This is a genomic window from Marinagarivorans algicola, from assembly GCF_001292705.1.
Taxonomy (GTDB): domain Bacteria; phylum Pseudomonadota; class Gammaproteobacteria; order Pseudomonadales; family Cellvibrionaceae; genus Marinagarivorans; species Marinagarivorans algicola.
In genome coordinates, this window is the sequence record NZ_LGAK01000043.1 from 17,898 (window position 1) to 37,026 (window position 19,129).

The 19,129-nt window shown below is 44.3% G+C and carries 13 protein-coding genes; 6 read left to right on the top strand and 7 right to left on the bottom strand.

Annotated features, from left to right (window positions below; translation table 11 throughout):
* Positions 1–215: 215 nt before the first annotated feature.
* The 5 genes from AC438_RS13070 to AC438_RS16860 all read left to right on the top strand — a co-directional run bounded on the left by AC438_RS13070 (position 216) and on the right by AC438_RS16860 (position 8,725).
* Positions 216–1,985, top strand: coding sequence for a cellulase N-terminal Ig-like domain-containing protein (locus AC438_RS13070; RefSeq protein WP_162230745.1), 1,770 nt, complete (start codon positions 216–218; stop codon positions 1,983–1,985).
* Between the two features lie 784 nt (positions 1,986–2,769).
* Entirely contained in the window at positions 2,770–4,386 is a 1,617-nt protein-coding gene (locus AC438_RS13075; RefSeq protein WP_053981712.1) for a cytochrome c family protein, read from the top strand.
* A gap of 268 nt (positions 4,387–4,654) precedes the next feature.
* Positions 4,655–7,168: a DUF1592 domain-containing protein gene (locus tag AC438_RS13080; RefSeq protein ID WP_053981713.1), complete on the top strand. Its 2,514-nt coding sequence runs from the start codon at positions 4,655–4,657 to the stop codon at positions 7,166–7,168.
* Between the two features lies 1 nt (position 7,169).
* Entirely contained in the window at positions 7,170–8,519 is a 1,350-nt protein-coding gene (locus AC438_RS13085; protein WP_053981714.1) for a DUF1552 domain-containing protein, read from the top strand.
* A gap of 44 nt (positions 8,520–8,563) precedes the next feature.
* Positions 8,564–8,725, top strand: a complete 162-nt coding sequence (locus tag AC438_RS16860; protein WP_156317079.1) for a hypothetical protein — start codon at positions 8,564–8,566, stop codon at positions 8,723–8,725.
* A gap of 6 nt (positions 8,726–8,731) precedes the next feature.
* On the opposite strand, the gene AC438_RS13090 is transcribed toward AC438_RS16860, so the two are convergent.
* The 4 genes from AC438_RS13090 to AC438_RS13105 all read right to left on the bottom strand — a co-directional run bounded on the left by AC438_RS13090 (position 8,732) and on the right by AC438_RS13105 (position 13,057).
* The gene (locus AC438_RS13090; protein ID WP_053981715.1) at positions 8,732–9,718 is read right to left on the bottom strand and encodes a zinc-dependent alcohol dehydrogenase family protein; all 987 of its coding nucleotides are present in this window, start codon (positions 9,716–9,718) and stop codon (positions 8,732–8,734) included.
* Positions 9,719–10,155: 437 nt separating this feature from the next.
* Positions 10,156–10,986, bottom strand: coding sequence for a DUF4437 domain-containing protein (locus AC438_RS13095; protein WP_053981716.1), 831 nt, complete (start codon positions 10,984–10,986; stop codon positions 10,156–10,158).
* Between the two features lie 379 nt (positions 10,987–11,365).
* Positions 11,366–12,184: an SDR family NAD(P)-dependent oxidoreductase gene (locus AC438_RS13100; RefSeq protein WP_053981717.1), complete on the bottom strand. Its 819-nt coding sequence runs from the start codon at positions 12,182–12,184 to the stop codon at positions 11,366–11,368.
* A 90-nt stretch (positions 12,185–12,274) separates the two neighbouring features.
* The gene (locus AC438_RS13105) at positions 12,275–13,057 is read right to left on the bottom strand and encodes a CmcJ/NvfI family oxidoreductase (protein WP_053981718.1); all 783 of its coding nucleotides are present in this window, start codon (positions 13,055–13,057) and stop codon (positions 12,275–12,277) included.
* A gap of 153 nt (positions 13,058–13,210) precedes the next feature.
* Here AC438_RS13105 and AC438_RS13110 point away from each other — a divergent pair, with 153 nt between their 5' ends.
* The gene (locus tag AC438_RS13110; RefSeq protein WP_202904766.1) at positions 13,211–14,092 is read left to right on the top strand and encodes a LysR family transcriptional regulator; all 882 of its coding nucleotides are present in this window, start codon (positions 13,211–13,213) and stop codon (positions 14,090–14,092) included.
* 119 nt (positions 14,093–14,211) lie between these two features.
* Here AC438_RS13110 and AC438_RS13115 read toward each other — a convergent pair whose 3' ends face one another.
* The 3 genes from AC438_RS13115 to AC438_RS13125 form a co-directional block, all read right to left on the bottom strand.
* The gene (locus AC438_RS13115) at positions 14,212–15,396 is read right to left on the bottom strand and encodes a hypothetical protein (RefSeq protein ID WP_053981720.1); all 1,185 of its coding nucleotides are present in this window, start codon (positions 15,394–15,396) and stop codon (positions 14,212–14,214) included.
* A 286-nt stretch (positions 15,397–15,682) separates the two neighbouring features.
* On the bottom strand, positions 15,683–16,495 hold the full coding sequence (locus AC438_RS13120; protein ID WP_053981721.1) for an outer membrane lipoprotein-sorting protein: 813 nt from the start codon (positions 16,493–16,495) through the stop codon (positions 15,683–15,685).
* 21 nt (positions 16,496–16,516) lie between these two features.
* Complete coding sequence (locus AC438_RS13125) at positions 16,517–18,880, bottom strand: efflux RND transporter permease subunit (RefSeq protein ID WP_053981722.1); 2,364 nt, start codon at positions 18,878–18,880, stop codon at positions 16,517–16,519.
* Between the last annotated feature and the right edge of the window lie 249 nt (positions 18,881–19,129).

The window sequence follows — 19,129 nt, forward strand, 5'->3', positions numbered from 1 at the left end:
TGACGAACATTTGAGCATAATGCACCTTTCCTTTATGATGTGGCGTTTTATTAACCTTTATTACATAGCTGTATTTAAGACAATACTGGCTTCAGGCTTTATCTATGTTGTGCTTCCGTTCTTCACTTTTGGCTTTAAGCCTGACCCTTAGTGCAGTGATAGCTGGGTGCTCTAATCACCCTAAAAACACCGTCCGCTACGATGATGGACAGCAAATGAATAGTCCTTTTCGGCTGAATTATGCAGGTTACTTACCGCTGCAAAATAAAGTCGCGGTTTTTATTAGCCCTAATCAACAAGCCATAGATTGGCAGGTGATTCAGGGCAAAAATAAAGTTGTATTGCAAGGCGTTACCGAGGACTATCGCGCGGACGATTTCGCGTCTGGCGATAGCTTTTACCGTATCGATTTTTCAGCATTAACAACTCCTGGCAACAATTATCGATTGCGCATTAATGGTCAGGAGTCTGTATTTTTTAGTATTAGCGATGACCCTTATGGAGACTTGAAATACGAATTTTTTGATTATTTTAAAGACCATGAACGTCGCGGCGACCACTTTAATCGCGCGGTCAATAATTGGACCGATCACAGTGTCACTCTAGATTTTGTCGCTGACGCAGGCGATCAGGGTTACTACCCTGTCAACGCCGCCGAGGCGCAGTGGGCACTGATTAACCTGCTTGAAACCTACCCTAACGTCAATGAGTATTACCAGCAGGCCGGTGATTATAATCAAGTTTATAGCCAGCTCGTTTTTATGAGCCGCCCCATGGATAAAATTATCTTTCCGGGGCAAAAGCTCGCAGCCGCTAAATTTGCAACTTTTACCAATACCACTTATGCCGTTTGCCCAGGCGCACCGGGTAATAGCGGGCCTTGTATTTCTAAGCCAGAAACCAAAGCTACCTTTTCGATCGCGCGCACACTCGCCGCTATGGCGCGCTTGCACCAAAACTACGGCAATACTGCGATCCGCGATCATCATTATCAATACGCCAAAATGGCCTTAGATAACGCACAACAAACACCTTTTGTGTGCATTACCCACAAAGATGTAGGCGGTGAAGGCGGCTACTACCCCAATAACGATAACTGGAGCTTATGGCGCGACCCTCGCAGCCACCGCGACCCCTGTGCTGATGGGCCCATTGCCGACCCTAAAGACAACAACATCAACGACGATCACTATGCGGCATTAGTCGAGCTCTATTTAGCCGCATTAACTTTAGGACACACAACCGATGCGCAACAGCTCAAAACGCAAATCGAAGCGCATAGCCATCATTTGCGGATAGACAGCTTCTTTTTTGGTGCGGTATCGCCAGAGGCGACGCTCTCACTACTCACGCATCAACCTAAAGACATGGACTTAAGCGCTGCCCATCAAGATCTAACAACATTTGCGAATACGATCTTGCGCAACCAACAAGTGGGCTACCCCGGCGTTACGTTGGATGTGCAAGCTAACATTTGGGATGCCAAGGATAATGACGACAAAGATAATAACTTTCGCTGGGCGTCTAATCGCATGCAATTAAATGATGCGCGTATTTTAATGGTGGCTGCTGATATCAGTTATGCACAAGGAGCCTACCAGCAAGCCGCCGATTATACTAATGGGGTTTTGCGAGTGCTTGACCAAATATCAGGGACAAACGCCGTGGCTTTAGCCATGTATACTGCCGAGCATTACCCCCACATTGAGCACGCAGTCACGCGTACACATGACGCCTTGGTCAGTGATAGTGAGGATGGTAAATTAGCACTGGGACCCAATAACTGGACCAACTCTAATGACCCCGAGATGCCCAAGTTTGGCTCTTTACCGGGTATGAAAATGTTCACTTTAACGGGTACTGGCTGGGCATCGCGCGAGATTGCCATTGATGGTAACGCCGCTCTAGTGCCTGTTGTTTATTTTGCTACCGAGGTAGCTGGTAAATACTTACGAGCGGCGCATAACCATCAACACCGCCAATAGCCCCCTAGCTCACCGTCCACAGCCCCAGCCTCGCTGAGTCAGTTATAACACCCGCAGAGAGTTTAGCTGGGGTCATTGAGTAAACCCACAACCCTAAATGTTATATGCAATACCCGTGGTTGTGGTTTTTATAAGGTTTGCACGATGGCCATAGATGACTTTATTGGCTTTGTGCTTTACCTGTTTTTAAGCGATTTGCATAATCATCTTCGCCATACAATGATTAAATACGTTAAAAATACATGTCAATTTATTTAAGTTGAATCTCATCTCAAAGTCCCAATACCATCGAACCCCGCTTTTATTGGGTCACATAAATTGTGGCGTGATTCATTGTTTTTTTTGTAAATAGTCATTTGGGACGTGAGATGTTTTGCTAAAAACATATAGCTGAGTGCGATGAACCCCTATATTAATGGTGTAAACGTGATGATATTGACATCACAAGACCGCACCACGCCACCGAACTAGTAGAGCTTAAATATCACAAAGTGAGACTTATTGGTCTGAGACTAATTTTTTGTCGTGGTCATTGGTAAGTAGCGATATCGATAGTTAACGACCCAATTTACTCTTATGCGCAGTACGCCCTAAAATCAAAAGCCATCTTATTTAAAATACTCTCTAATAGCCACAGTAATAGTGTGCCTAGGGGTCGTATTGTGCCCATAAATTAGTACTTCAACGGTTGCCTTCATCTTTATTTAGCAGCACTTTATTTGGCAAGACTTTATTTTACGCACAACATAATACATTCATAAATCACCCATCAGAGCTGATATCAATGGTCAATACACAGTACTTTTTTGTCGCCATACGCGGCTTTGGACAAAAGGTTGCCTTAGCAGCCATTACCGTTATGGCGATTGGGTGTACCGGTGGCACGACACCAAAGCCGCCAACATCCACCTCAAGTCAAGCTTCGTCAAGCCTAATGGCAAGCAGCGCTAGCAGTGTGGTAAGTAGCATGCCTATTAGTAGTACAGCGATGAGTAGTACACCGATAATGAGCCCACCGGCCAGTAGTGTGCCTGTCACACCGAGCAGCGCCATGAGTAGCTCTTCGGTCTCCATGATTCCTCATGCCGACCAATGTAATAACACACCCGATTGTCGTATCACTTATGGCTCACGCGCAACCGACTGTAGAAATAGCGCCGCTACCACGAGTGTATGCCTTTGTGGTTCAGCCCGCTGCGATAGTCTTCCACCAACTACAAGCAGTAGTACTGGCAGCACATCATCGGCATCTACAGGCTGTGATAATAAAGTAGCCGCAGGCAAAACCGCCTATATGACAGGCTGCCAGGCTTGTCATGGTGAAGTCCCCACTGATGGACAAACGCGCTGGGCAAAAGCCGGTAAAACCATTGATACCTTTGATAGCGATAACGATGGCTATCAACCCCGCGGTGGCGTCGGTAAGCAGATGATGCCATTGGGCGACTTTATTGCCATGTACATGCCTAATACAAGTACCGGCATTGGCCAACCTAAAGGCGATAACATCGCCGCTTATATCGCTCATACAGTCAAGCAACCTTGGTGCCCCGGTGATGATTGGCCTGATGCCGGTCAACACTCTTCGGGTAGTGCCTCGTCAACCTCTGGTGATTTATCTCGGTACCGCAAAGGCGAGCTGATTTACGAAGCTGATTTTACTGGTGGCAATCGCAACCAGTGGACCGGTGGCGCAATTCGCAATGGGATTTTTTCATTAGTCACTCCTGCAGGGGCTGGTCATGGATCGACTGCACGCTTATCGGGTTTAGCCGACTGGGATCAATACCAAGGCGCCAGCACCCGCAACAATCTTAAAGGCACCATTCCTAACGACTTCGACGACACCATCATTGAGTTTGACCTTAAGTTTGTTGTTGGCAACACCGTCAACATTGTGATTGATGACTGGTATTCACGTAAATACACCCATGCAGGCCACATTAGCCGCGTGCAAGTGAGCACCAATTTTATTCTTATTCGCGATGATATTGGTGGCGTTTTTGGCCTTAAAGAGGTCGAGAAAAAAGTCAGCGGTGCCGAGCTAAACCGCATTAAAGCGCAATACTTTTCAGACTTAGCCTCAAAAGATGTGCGTAAAAATCACTCTCTCGTCAAAAACAAATGGTACACCATGCGTGTTGTTATGCACGGCAGCCGCACTGAATTTCATATGGCAGAGCGCGGCCAACCCTTACAGTTCAAGCTTGCACTGGATTCACCCGGCAAAATAGAAGGCCATTTAGCACAGCCGCCAGTCGCACAAGCTGCCGACATTGGCCGCCCAAACAAACAGCCGCGCGGTTTAGACCACTTCAAATCAAAATGGGGTTGGACCACCCCCTCAGAAGGTGAAGTGCAAATGGATAACGTCAAAATTTGGGCCATTGTGCCGGAGTAAATCTGCAATATTCACCGCGCCACATTAAACCCCAAAGTGTAAATCTGACAGTGTGCGGTGAGTTCAACTAATGAATATTCACCGCATATAAAAAAGGTTATTCACCGGCGCTGTGCTTAAGTACACAACATAAAAAGCCTGTCATTTGCATAATACTGTACACCCAGGAGTGATCGGAACATGCAGGTACCACCTGTTTTAACGATTATCCGATTAGATTAAGAACGATAGAAAAACCATTAAGCTGTTGCCAATGGGAGGCATCCTTATGTTTACACCACACCTACTAACGCTCGGGTTACGCGCGGTTAAGCCCTTTACGCTTAAGCGCCTAGCACTGGACGCATTAAAACCGGCTTTAGCCCTATTAGCTGCCTGCCTGATTACCGCCTGTGTATCAGAGCCTGTCGACCCCGATAACAGTAGTGCTGCAACCTCGAGCGCCGCGCCCACCCCTAACAGCTCATCAGCCAATAACCCAAGCAGTGCTAATACAGGCCCAGACTTAGTTAAGGGTGAACAAGAATATGATGCGCAATGTGCCGCTTGCCACGATAAAGGCGGTGTACGAGGCGTGAGTACAGCCTTTGGCGCAACCAGCCATATTATTAATGCGGCCACGGGGCAATTTGCCTGTGAACACACAGACTGTACAAAAATCAATAAATTAAAAAACTACATTATTGCCAGTATGCCACTAGGCCCTGTTGATAACTGCATTGGGGATTGCGCGCGCAATACCGCCGCGTTTATTGCTACCTTTGATCGCTTAACGCCGGCGTCATCCGCTAGCAGTGTAAGCTCTAGCGGTGGTGAAAATGTTGTTTACCCCTACCCTGGTAATGCGCTAAACGGTGCCACAATTTATGAGCAACAATGCCAAGATTGCCATGGCGTCAACGGCCACAGCGGTGCCGTTAACTACCCGCTCACACCCGGCGAATGCAGTACCTGTAGTGACCCTCAAGTACTCATCAAAAAGATTATCGACACCATGCCTACACCTGGCGCATGTGTAGGTGAGTGCGCCATCGATGTTGCCACTTATGTCAAAACCTTTACCAGCCCAGTGAGCGTCACGTGTAACAATAACGACATTAAACCAGGCCACTCGCCGATGCGACGCCTCAACAAACGCCAATATGCCAACTCACTCAAAGATCTTTTAGGTGTTGATGTGGCCTTAGCCGCAGACTTCCCCGATGAAAACATTTTAAAAGGGTTTGATACCAACGAAGACGGCCTAGATGTTTCGGGTGCACATGTTGAAGCCTTTGAAGTTGTTGCTAAAAAAGTCGCCATTGAAGCAGTCAAAAAGCTTAATAGTGCCGCCAGCATGGTACCGGCATCGGGTGATCAGTGTAATAGCACGCCCGACTGTAAGGCCACTTACGGCAATACAGCTAACGATTGTAAAAACAGCGCCGCCGCCAATAGCGTGTGCATGTGTGGCGGTGCACGATGCGATGCCAGTAGCCCCACGCCTCCGGCAGCAGGCGATGCCTTGCTAAGCTGTGCAACACTCGATAATGCCTGCGCGCACGGCTTTATTAACGACTTTGGTCAAAAGGCCTTCCGCCGCCCTCTCACCAACAAAGAAAAGAACTCTTTAAAAGCCATTTTTGCTGCGGGTAAACAAGCCACAGACTTTAAAGGCGGTATTCAGCTTGTCCTTGAAACTATTTTGCAGTCACCAGCTTTTATTTACCGTGCTGAGTTTGGTGCCAGTGGTACGCTCAACAACGGCGTTGTGCAACTGACCTCTTGGGAAATGGCATCGCGTTTATCGTATATGTTTTGGGCCACAACACCTGACGACATACTCATGGACCTTGCCCAGCAAAATAAATTGCGCACCAAAGCGCAAATACGGGCACAAGCCGAGCGCTTATTAAATGATGAGCGCGCCAAGCCTGTTATTCGCGATTATTACACCCAGTGGTTAGGCATTGGTGATATTGGCTCGTTAGAGCGCACACCAGCCGATTACCCAGGCTTTACGGCCAATACACCCAACCAGCTACGCCGCGAAACCGAGGCCTTTATTGACCATGTTTTTTGGGATGGCACCTCGACACTCGATGAGCTATTAACAGCTGACTACACCTTTGCTAACAATAACTTAGCCGAGTTTTACGGCATTACTAAGCCCGGCACTAATAATTTTGTAAAGGTTAATAACCCCGGTAAAAACTTTGGTCTTTTATCGCAAGGCAGCTTAATGGCCACTGGCGCGCGACCCGATGAAACAGCGCCGATTTTACGGAGTGTGTTTGTCTTAGAAAAAGTAATGTGTGTCCACCTTGCCACACCAGACCCAACCGAGGTGAATATTGTCTTTCCGCCACAAGATGCATCTGTGACAACCCGCGAGCGCTGGACGCAAACCACCGGCTCTGGCAACTGCTTCCAATGTCATCGTATTTTAAACCCTGCAGGCTTTATTTTCGAAAACTACGACCCTGTTGGCCGCTGGAGAGATGAAGAAAATAACTTGCCCATCGATAGCTCTGGCGAACTAATTGCCACCGATAGTGACGGTACCTTTACCGGCTTAGCCGATCTCTCACAAGCCTTAGCGCAAAGTGATCAAGTGACCCATTGTGCCGTAACCAGCTGGGCTAACTATGCTTATGGTCGCCATATTGATGAAGTCGGTGATGACCATTGCAGCATGGAGCAAGCCTACGAGGCGTTCTCTACCAAAGGGAAAAACCTAAAAGAGTTATTAGTTGAGTTAACGCAAACTCATGCCTTTATGTACCGAAACGAGGTCAATTAACATGAAAAATAAAGTCACTCGCCGCGACATATTAAAAAAAGGCACGGCAACCTTAGGTTTACCTTGGTTAGAGTACTTCGCCGGCTCTACAGCCATGGCTGCCGATGAAACACCTAAGCGCCTATGCGTTTTGATCAACAGCTTAGGCACCATTCCTAAGGAGTGGGTAAGCGGTAACGCCAGCAATTACAGGTTGGGTAACATCTTACGCCCCCTCGAGGCACATAAAGACAAGATGACCATTATTCGGGGTCTTACCCAAAATGGCGAAAACGGTGCTCATCCCGGTGCGCAAGCGGGGTTACTCACTAGCCGGCCTCTAGAGGGCAACAAAGATACCTCTAATAACGTTCAAGGCCCAAGTTTTGACCAGCGTATTGCCAGTCAAATAAGCAACGGCGTATCTCGACGCTCTATTCATATGGCCCTAGATGCTACAAAAGCATTCAGCCATAAAGGCCCTAATCAACCGATTTTACCTTTGATGGACCCTTTCAAAGCGTTTGATCAATACTTTGGCGGCATTGGCGGTGGTAGCGGTAGCGCTCCCACCCGCGAAGAAAAACTCAATGTTGTACGCGCAACGGTCTTAAACGATACCCGCGCACGCTATCAAGAGCTCAAAGCACGCGTTGGTGCAGAAGACAAAGGCCGCTTAGAGCAGCATCTAGAGGGTTTGAATGAACTCATTAGCCGCTTAGAATTTCAAAATAACAGCACCAACGATACCGATATGAGCGCATGCGAACTACCTGTGATTGGCAGCCAAATGTCGCTCCCAAGCCAAGGCAGTAGCTTTAAAGAAGGTGATGCGCTACGGAATAATCAAGCCAAGTACAATGCGATTAACCGCACCTATATGGATATTACGGCACAGGCATTTGCCTGTAACGTGACCCGCGTTTCGGTGGTGAATATTGGCAAGTATCACGCGCACGGCGGCGAAAGCCATAAAGCTAACGTCAATAACCGTGCCTCAAATGCGGGCGCCTACGATGCCATCGTAAATGCTGGAGCCCAAGCGGCGCACAACATTAACTACCTCGTCAATACGCTTTCGGCTATGCCCGAAGGCAACGGTAGCGTGATGGACAATACCATGATTATGTGGGCCACTGAGCTCGCCGATGGCGCAGCGCACTCTGGCAGAGACTCGCGCCAATTATTGATAGGCAATGCCGGTGGCGCCTTTAATATGGGCCGCTTAGTCGATGTACCCACAAGTGCTAACCGCCCCCACAGCGAGCTGCTCACCTCACTGATTAATTGTTATGGTATTAACGACACGCAGTTTGGTGTTAATAAATGGAAAGGGCGTGGCCGTTTAGCAGAGCTACAGGTTAATGTATAAGCTGTTGTGATTATTCAGCCAAACTGACACACCTTATCTGGTAAATGATGTTCTGGGTATGTGAGCAGCAAGATGCGACTTTGCAGGAGCGCAAAGTCGCAGATGGCTTGAGCAACCCAGCCAATAACTTATTGGCGCCCAATTCCCGTATTTCTGAAGGTTACACCTGTTTTAACATTTTAACGGCAAAATACCCAACGAGCTAACCGCACTTAAACGTCAATAACGACTTTACCCATTCCCTCTCCACTGGCCAAACGCTCATGCGCTTTACCCGCTTCTGTCAGGCTATAAGTCATTTCATCAAGCACAGGCGTTAATTCACCGGCTTCAACAATCGATGCTATGGCTTTAAGAATTGCAGCATGTTTGTCACGAGCATGATTGTGCAGCATTGGAATCAACATAAACACCACATGCACAGACAAGCCTCTAAAATGTACCGGTGATAAATCAATCTCTAATAGCGATACTGTCGAAACGACATGACCATTCAGTGTTGCAGCATTAAATGAATTAGTCATATTCGCGCCACCTACCGTATCAAAGACAATGTCAAAACCCACACCTTGTGTATGCTTTTGCACGTAATCTTCGACTGACTCGGTTCGGTAGTTAATCGGTGTTGCACCGAGTTTTTCAATCAAAGCTGTTTGCGCACTACCGCCACCGGTTGAAAATACATTAGCCCCAAAATGGCGAGCTAACTGCACAGCCACATGACCGACGCCACCCGAGCCCCCATGCACAAGAATATTCTGGCCTGCCTTTACACCCGCACGCTGTAATCCTTCATAGGCAGTAATGCCCACCAATGGCAACGCAGCCGCTTCACGCATTGACAAGTTTTTAGGTTTCAAAGCCACCAACCGCGCGTCTGCTACAATGTATTCGGCCAATGTACCCGGTAGATCGGCCAACCCACCTGCGCAACCATATACCTCGTCTCCCACGCTGTATTCGGTGACGCCCTCACCCACTTCTTCAACCACCCCGGCAAAATCCATACCCAAAAGAGCAGGCGCCGCGGGTGAAAGGGGGAGCTCAGGGCCCATCTGTCGAATCATCATATCCACAGTGTTAACACTGGTTGCTGCAATTTTTACCAAAACATGTCCAGAACTTACCACTGGCTTAGGCAGCTCAGTTACTTCAAAAACATCTGGGCCACCAAATGCGTTTACTATCATTGCTTTCATATTTATCTCCAAAATTATCATTCACTAGTCTTTATTCAGAAAGCCCTGATGACAGAATTGTGTTTTTCACATATCACAAGCTTTCCGTATAAAATATAGAATACTGCCAAGCACTCTTTAATCAGAGGCTATTCGATGCTTTTAACACATCAAAACACAGTACACTACGTGCTACTGGCAAAAAATTATTGCTGATTATCTATCCGTAATGCTGATACAGGGTGTTATTTAAAACACGCCTATCATGTTTAATCCGTGCACTAATTCATCCCAAAGAGGGTAGAATTGTTAAATTCTAATGTGCAAATACCCACATCAAGTTCAATATATTTTTGATTCAACTTAGAAGGCTCTTTAAACCCTGAAAAATCATTGACTGTGACATACTCAAGCCCTTCCACAGCAGGTCATAAACTTTCCAACACCGCTGTTCAGGATTATCTTTTTTGGGAAACATGAAAATCGCTGCCAGATCGAATATAGAGCGTTGATGGTTCAGACGCGCTCAGCATATGTTGAAACTTTCCAGTTGAACTAAAGTAGCTGCCCGGCAATAGTTTTTTAGGTTCTGTTGTTTCTTTGGATTTATACATAACCTCACCGGTTATTACGACAACTCGAAATTCACTCGCATCCGTTTTTAACTTACCGTTAAAGCCGGCGGGAATTTTTATCATCGAACCTCTTAGCTTGTCTGCATTTTCCCATAGCGCCGTTATTTCAACGTCGCCGCCCTTTACCCACGTAGAGTCGTCTTGATTTAGCCATACTATGTTGGATTTATGTTGATTGATCGGCCTTTCACCATTGTCAAAATGCTCAGCAGACGGTTTCACTAAATAAGGACCCTTGTCAATCTCCAAGTAAATTAAATTAGCTTTTCCGTTTGCTGCGGTAATGTGGTTTTGCCCTGCCGGCTGCATCCAAAAAGAGCCTGGCGGCATCCACATTTTTTCAGCATTAGGCGTATCGTTATGCATCATGCCTTTGATAACCACACCGCGGTATGTAATATTATGAATATGCGGCGGTGAAGAAAACCCCAGATTAAATCGGACTAACATACCGGTAGCCACACTTTTAGTACGATCGCCCCATAAATCAGCTGCGCCAGGGCTTTTGTCACCACGGAGTGGGTTCAAATAACCCCAGTGCACATCTTCTACGATTACAACCTCGGATTGTGCATCTTTATTTTTAGGCAGCGCCGCGGTAGAAATGCAAAAAACACTCAAAATTCCAGTAATTATTACTTTTATAACTGTCATAATATTATTCCACTATAAAATAAATCATTTTTACCAGCGCGATATACTGGATCATCAATACTCAATAAAAGGCGAAGAACCCTTTCTTGAGCAGTCTTTTAACAGGCCGCTATATCGAGATTTATTATAAACAACTAGTTAATGTCTTTAACTTTCATTGCAAAATCATTCCAGTTGCGCTGATTTTTAAGATCGTATTCCGAACCTTGCTCGCCCGCAAAAGTAAACCGCTTGCTTACACGCATTGGTATGAGCGGTCATAAATATAATTAAAGCCTTCATACTTCATCGTGATTTTCTCTCTAAGATGTAGGTTAGAACGTACAGCGTTGTTATGAATTACAGTAAAAATAGTACGAAAACGAGCACCTCATTCTGTTTAGATATTATTTATCCCTTGTTTTATTAATATCTGCTCAATGGCCGTGATAAGTGCTTTGTTCTTTACCTCATCGAGTGCATCTGGGTGCGGCTGAGTCCACGTACCGCGATCATTATCAAAATACTGCCCGGTAAAACCTGAAAAGTCATCGCTCAACGCAGCCCTAATCAGTATATTTGCCCCGATATGTAAATCTTTCCCTTCATGGCCGTATGCTTCTTTAACCATTTTACTCCCAAGAAATGAGGCAGGGTTAACAGCAATAAATGCTGGCGCATCATTACCAAGTATTCGTGCCAGCTGGAATGTCCACATGGTCAATGCGAGTTTACTTTGTGCATAGGCATCGCTATCAGATAAAATTTGATCGCCATTTAACGCCCGCAGGTTAACCGATGCCTGGGCCGCCGAAGAGAGATTAATCACTCGGCTGCTACTATTAAATACAGGAAGTATTTTTCTAGTTAAAAGATAGGGTGCGATTGTATTTACAATGAATCGAATATCGTAGCCTGTACTGGTAATAGGATGCGGAGTTTTAAAAACACCTGCATTATTAATCAGTACATCAATCGTCGAATAACGCTCTTGAACAACAGAGGCAAATGCCTCAACGTCTGCTAAATTCGAAAAATCTGAGCAATGCGTTTCAATCACTATTTCTCGATATTGCTGAGCAAGGACTGATTTTGTATGACTTAACTTTGGTTCATTGCGACCATGCAATAGTAAAGTATGGCCTTTGGCAGCCAGCATTTTTGCCGTTTCAAAACCAATACCATCAGTCGCACCTGTTAATAAAATAACCTTTCCCATATTTGTTTCCTATTTATTCAATTGGCAAGGCACAGTTACTCTACTGTATCAGAGCATTTTTGCTATGCATGCCGCTGGATCTTTGGTCTGTTATTTATAGCGCACCACTGTGCGTGTTTCGATACTTTTTCTAGGAAGCTGTGATTTTTTTTCGCCACTAATATCGAGCGCGCTATGCGCTAGGTAATGCCTTCCATGGTTGTCATATATATTAAAAATGATGGCTTCATCTGGCTGCATATTTGATTGGTAAAACCATTCATGCTTAGGGTTAAATGCAGTACCTAAAATTTCACCTTGTCGATCTGAATAGACTAATTCTATCGTCATCCAATCTTCTGGCTTCATCGAACTTGGACGAATAAAGCCGAGCGGTGAATCGGTAATCGGGCGTTCAATCGGCCGCCATACATTAACAAAACCAAACGAGCCGCTTTCAAAATCAGCCGCACGTTGTTGACCAACAAGGTCAATTAATCGTTGTTTTGCACCCACACAGCTGTAATCGTTATGAACATTTCGCGCCGGCTTGCGAGCAGAGTCAGGATCATCAATTCTCACTGTATGATCAAAAACAATCACCTCACATGCGTTGATAGTCTTTTTGAGAAGCGCCTCAATTTCATGATTGTAGCGCGACTCATCGTCACCCATCGTTTCAAATTGCTCGATTGCGGAGTTATGTTTGACAAAAACAATACCGTCATCGTCAAAATTCACATGGCGAGCCTTTCCCCGGATATCCTTAACATCCACCTCAGTCGCTACGAGCTTAGGGGAAATCAAATTTCCAGCAATACCGCCTACATCAAAGTGGAAAGCTTGAGGGCTCTTACTCACCACATGATAATTAACAAAAGCTCTTATGTTCATATTTGACCTCGCGATACATAACTCATAAGCCGGCGCCCCCAACTAACTGTTATCATCCTAATAACTTTGACTTCACGTGTATATGCGATATAAAGGGAATCAGAATTCTGATTTTGAGGATAATTGATGGATACAAGTGGTATAAGGCTCTTTGTGACAGCAGCTGACATGCTAAATATCAGCGGTGCAGGGCGTAAACTTGGCCTCACATCTTCCATGGCCAGTGCGCGATTATCAAAACTGGAGCTTCAGGTAGGCGCCGACTTATTTCATAGATCTACCCGCAAAATAAGCTTATCCATAGAAGGCGCGGAATTCCTACCTTATGCCAGAGAAATCATCGCACAAGAAGATGCTGCCTTTGCCGCCCTAGGCGCAGGTAATGCCCATGCCAGCGGAACTTTAAGACTTGCCGCCTCTAGTACTTTTGCGCAACGTTTTGTGGCCCCGATCCTACCCGAATTTCTTGAGCTATACCCTAGCGTTAATATCGAGCTCAAATTATCAGATACGCAAGTTAGTATAATTGAAGGCGGCTTTGATTTAGCTTTGCGTAACTATGTCGCTCAAGACAGTAGCCTTATTGGTAGAAAATTAGCGGATGACACCCGAATTTTATGTGCCTCACCTTGTTATTTAGAAAAATACGGTACTCCAAGAGAGCCTCAAGATCTCAAAAATCATCAGCTATTGGTATTTATGAATTCAACACCAAGAAAACTAATATCAAAAAAGCATTCAGCCACTTTTTCATTCCCGGCAATAAATACAAAACCTCGTGTTATTTGTGATGATGGTGCTAGCATGCGAATCGCGGCAGAGGCTGGTATTGGCATTTGCATGAGCTCAATGTGGAATATTCATACAGAATTAAAAACAGGGGCATTAGTTCGCATATTACCCGACTACCAAATTGACGACCAAGCTGCTATTTGGTTAGTTTACCCAAAATCAAATGTGCTATCTGCTAAAGTAAGAGTTTTTATTGACTACCTCATTGAAAAAATAGGAACGCCACCTTTTTGGGAAAAATAGTATAAAATACTGAGCCAGCCTGGATTTAAAAAACGCGCTCCCAGCGCTTAAATACCTAGAAAATATCCATCAGCACACTTATCAGTTTAATTATTTTAGCTTGGTTGAATAGTTACCCATTAAAAATGGTAAGTCGCTTCCAACGTTATATGATCGGCTTTACGTAAACCATAGATAATATTCTCTGGCGTTTCGCTTAAGTACATTCGGCCATCTAAGCTTACAGTCCAATCATCACCCATACGACGGCTAGCTTCTATAAAGGCTAAGCGGCTATCACTATCGGTCAAATCTTGGATCACACCGACTAAAAATGCTGTATCGCTTATATCATTAAAAGTCAGCCGTGCGCCAACAAAAAGGTCATGTTGCAAAGGGTCATCAGCTTGTCCATTGCGGCTATCGCGATGTAATTCAACCAGTAAACCCAAATCTTTTGCGCTGTCGGCAATACTGATTAATGTATATTCAAAACCCGCTGTTAAAGCAGCGTAATTTCTACGATTATTTTCTTGGTGAATAGCCTCCAACTTCCAAAGCCAACTGCCCAGCGTAGCTTGCACTTCTAAACCAGCTTGTTCAATTTGTAAGTAATAGGGTACTAGTTGTATGCCTTCACTATTAACAACAGGCGCTAATACTGGTGCACGGTCAGTCCCTTTAAAATATGACAAGCCTAAATCCCATACCCCTACAGTCTGTGAATAGCGCAGTGCATAATCGGTGTGCTCTTGCTTTTTATCGCTTTCATAAATAGCATCACTGATAAATAAGCCTATATTTAAAGGACTATCAATACTGGCCAATGTACGTTCACGAAAGTAAGGCAAGACAAAAGCATCAACCGTACCCCAATGATAAATACCCGACCAATTGATCATCGGTTGCCCAAGCTTAGCTTCACCATCGGGTGTTTCTACGCTATCGGTTTGATTAATAATATCTACCCGGTGCGCCGACTCAGTTACGCCCCAAAACACTTTACCTATACCCGCTTTTATTTCCCAACTATCGGTATAGTATAGCCACATAAATTCACGAATATCCGCATGGGTGCGCTCACTATCTAAGCTATCCATACGGCCAAAAAGAGTTGTGGTAAAGCTATTATTCGTACTTTCACTTTGCCAATGGACTTCGATTTCACCAAAAACAGAACCTTGCAGCTTTTGATACTCAGTAAAGCCACGAACACCACTACCTGTATTGCCGCGTACATCAACATTATGAATAAAGCTGTTATCGGCTACCGCGAATTGACTAAAAAAGACAATGATATAGCTTGCTAATAAAACGTTTTTCACCGCGTTATCCTTAATAGTTGGTTCAAATATAAGAGCCTAATAAATTATGGTCGCAATGCCTAAAAATACTCACATACCCTGAAAACCATATTGAAAAATATTTTTTAAAAGCCCCTAAATCAAGTCCTAATGAATCATTAATTTAACCACCCAAGCCATCCATAACTGTGATGTAATGTGAACGGTCTTGGTGCTTATATAGCACCCATAGATGACTTGAGCGACACAGACAATGATTCATTAGTGCCCAATTTAGGTACCTCTGAATAGTTACATATTTTTTATATTAACGTGCGCGCTTTAAGGCATTCTTATTAAAATCTGCATCATTCAAACCCGTCTTAAAGGCATAATCCTGCCAATTTAAAATCGTGCTTTTACCCGTTTGATGATTACTGACTTTGTACTCCATAGCCCGCCAATATTTTCCAAAAGCTTTATATTCGTTAAATTCTAATGTTTTCAAATGTGATGCCTTGCGGTCATAAAATTCTATTTTACGAAACAAGTATTCTTTTTGATCGATCCATACCTCTAAATGGGTATAACCCGAATGACTGTACTTAGGGGTATATTGAACAACAAAAACACGATTACCCGCTAAAGTATCTTCACGTATAAACTCATAAGTATACTTTTCTACTTCAAAAGAAGATAAGTCTTCGAACGAAAATTCACTACCTAAAAACGGGCCCGACTTGTTAGCCGAGCTAATACGTTTAACCCGCTTAAGCGCAGGTAAGTATAACCATTGTTCGTCAGCTTCTAAGGCATGCGAATAAGATAAAAATGCTGTACCTTGCACATCACGTGGTGTATGGAAGACCGTTAGCGATTTATCGCCATCACCGGCTACCTCTAAGGTTTTAAGCTCCATGGTACGGCGACTACTTTGCCCTTGTTTATTGCTGAGTATCATTTCCATTTTGGCATGACTATCACCCCAACCGCTATCACGGTCTTGCACCTCTTTGGCAATGGTGAAACCTTTGCTGTCTTTATTGGCGCTATCGCTAACGACCTGAGCGCCAGCAAAGCTCAAAGAACTAGCGAGGCACAATAAAGTAGCGGTTAAAAAAGCAGAGTATTTTAATAACATAATTAAATCCTTACAGAGTGATTAAGCAGGTTCTACCGCAGAGTTTGGAGTTGATATAGCTTGCGCGGGTGGCTTACCAACCGCTTTTAAAGGCTTTTTGTCGAGTGCCATAAGCAATGGCGGTAATAGTAGAAAATCAATAATTAATGCTGCAGCAATAGTAATAGCCGTCACCAAACCCATATCAGAGTTTAATTTAAAACTCGATAATACCAATATCATAAAGCCCGCAACCAAAACCAATGTTGTCACCACCAGTGCTTGCCCTACTTGATTAAATGCATAGAGCGTAGCTTGCTGTGCATCCAACCCTTTTTCACGGCGGGCTCGCAAATATTTGCTTAAAAAATGCACGGTATCATCAACCACAATACCGAGTGTCATACCCGCAACCACCGAAACCGACATACCGACTTGACCATTGACCATGCCCCAAATACCAAAAGCAATGCCTGCTGGTATCAAATTGGGAATCAAGCTAATTAAACCAATTTTTATTGAGCGCAATGCTGCCATCAAAATAAAAGAAATAAAAATAAGTGCAATGGTAGTACCACCCAACAAGCTATGACTATTGCGCACACCAATATGAGCAAACATTAAAGTAGGACTTGCCGCCATGACTTTGTAATCTGGCACATGACTGTTTAACCATTTTTCAATAGACTGCTCTAGCATAAGTACTTGATTGCTACTTAAATTTTTAGTCGTCATAGTAATACGCGTCGCAGACTTATTCACATCAATCTGATTATTTAAGTCTAAACCATAGGGTAAAGACATTTCATACAATAATAAATATTGTGCCGCAAGCTCACGCGAATCAGGTAGCATATACTGACTAGGATCATCGCCATGCATGCTTTTGTTAAGCCGTTTCATGGTATCGCTAAACGTATTAACATGGCTCACTTCGGGGTAGGTTTTTAAGTGCGCAACAAAATTTGACACGGCCTGTAAATAAGCGGGCTCCGCAATACCCCCATCATCTTGCGCATTAAAAGAGTATTCAATGGTGTAGGCGCTAATTAAATGCTTGGCCGCATAATCGCTATCAACACGAAATGGAACGCTCTCATCAAAATATTTAACAAACTCATCGTTGATTTCATTTTTAGGAACAAATGCCGTAAAAAATATACTCACCGCCAGCATGACCCACAATAAAGGCTTGCGCTTATGGATCACTAATTGACCGAGTTTATTTAAAGCCGTATTTTTTTGGCTAAAATTAGTCTGCGCTTTAATGCGAATCGGTAAAACAGCCACCAGCGCAGGTAAAAAACTAATGCTGAATACAAAAGCCAACAACACACCCACAGCTACAATATTACCTAAGTCTGCTAGCGGAGGCACCTCAGAAAAGTTCATACTTAAAAAACCAAGAATCGTGGTAGCAGACGTCAAGAAAATAGGCATCATATTGACGCGTAGACTTTCAATTAAAGCGTTGTGTTTAGTTTCGCCGTTACGCATATTCCATAAAAAAGTAACCAGTAAATGTACTGCATCAGCGACTGCCATAGTTAAAATAATGATAGGAGCAGAGGCTGTCGGTGGCGTTAGCTTAAGGCCTTGCCAACCAAAAATGCCCATGGCAGCCACAATAGAAAATATAATCAATAAAAATGTACTCAATGTTGCACTAAAGCTGCGCAATAAAACCCCTACCACCACAATGACAACCAAAAACATCAGCGGAATCAACGTAGCCATATCTTTTTGTGCTGCCTCGGCAAATGAGGCATTCATCATAAGCAGACCCGTCAAGCGTACTTCTAAGTTGGGGTCTTGTGCTTTAAGTTGCTTGGCTAAGTCACGGGCAAAAATTGCGGCTTCGGGGACTTCGGTCAGGGTTTTACCTGGTAATTGAATCGTAATATTGACCGCTGTGATACTTCCATCAGTATTAATCAAGCGCTGTACCAGCAACGGCTCTTCGGTGGCAATTTTTTTAATTTTTTGAAGTTGCGCCATATTAAGCGCATTGGGTTCAGAGATTAAATCAGCCACATTCAGATCATCTTCGATGGCCTCGGTATGCTGATAATTAGTTATCGAATCAACCCTTGTTGAGTAAGGTGTTTGCCACGCTTGTTCAGTTAACCACTGCACACTGCTCAATGTTTGAGGCGTAAAAACTTTGCCATCTTTTGGAGTGAGTACAAACAGAATATTATCACTTTTATCATAGGTATTTTGCATGGCCTCAAAAGCTTCGAGCTGAGGATTTTCTTTCGCAAAAAAAGCACGGTAATCATCGGTAAACGCGAGATTTTTACCACCGGCTCCTGCCAGTATCACCCCCATAATACTGGCAGTAATAATCAGCCAGCGAAAGCGTAAAACGCCTTTGGCATAGCGAACGACAAGTGATTGGGTCACTGTAATACTCCTTGAATAAATGTTGGCATCGGTTGACAATGATTGGTATGACAGCGCTGAATCACACTGCTGGCAGGGCAATATTAATAAAAGCAATATTAGTAAAAGCAATAACAGACTAGTTGCTGGGGTTCAGTAGCATACAGATTAACTAGCCTGCCAATATTCGTTTACTCAATTTAACATGCGCTATTTTTGCAGTATTAATCATCGTCTCGATGGTAATGAGCCGACACAATAAATTAACGA